1 protein-coding gene is annotated in these 660 nt (G+C 50.0%); it reads left to right on the top strand.

Going from position 1 to position 660, the window contains the following annotated elements; all coding sequences use genetic code 11:
• On the top strand, positions 1 to 660 hold a 660-nt coding region (locus IEY18_RS17315; protein WP_188923139.1), incomplete at both ends, for an MtrB/PioB family outer membrane beta-barrel protein.

Raw genomic sequence — 660 nt, 5'->3', positions numbered from 1 at the left:
AAATGTGCCGCTGGATACCGAAAAGCGGGATTACAAAGTCAATATGGCCTATCGCATCAACAGCGATTACCGCGTGCAAGCGGGTCTAGAGCGCAAAGAAGTGGAGCGCAGCCATGGTGACCGAGAGCAAACCCAAGACACAAGGCTTTGGGGCAAGGCAACAATCAATTGTTGCTACAACGCCAAGCTTAAGCTGAAAGCGAGTGTGGCAGACCGAGGTGGCAGTACGTATCAAGCTGTCAGTGCGACATCAACACTGACCAACCCACTACTGCGTAAGTACGACTTGGCTGACCGTAAACGTCACGCGTTTGAAGCACAATTTATTCACAACCCTGCCCCTTGGTTAAATGTGAACCTTAAAGCACGTTATGCCAAGGATGACTATGACCAATCCGAGCTTGGGCTCATTGATGCCACCGATTATGGCTATGACCTGAATCTAGGCATGACCTTTAGCAAGCAAATGAGCGGTTATGTCTTTGCTGGTCAGCAATGGATTGACTCGCGTCAACTGGGCAGCCAGAGCTTTAGCAGCGCAGATTGGTCGACGGACATCGAAGATGAATTTATTCACTTGGGTGCAGGCGTGAACTATGCGGGCTTAATGCAAGACAAGTTGAGCCTTGGCGCAGACTACCTATTTGCCAATTCTGGCAG

It is taken from the genome of Shewanella gelidii (assembly GCF_014647855.1).
Taxonomy (GTDB): Bacteria; Pseudomonadota; Gammaproteobacteria; order Enterobacterales; family Shewanellaceae; genus Shewanella; species Shewanella gelidii.
Note: the sequence above shows the minus strand (reverse complement) of the source record. Positions and strands in the feature narration are given on the sequence as shown.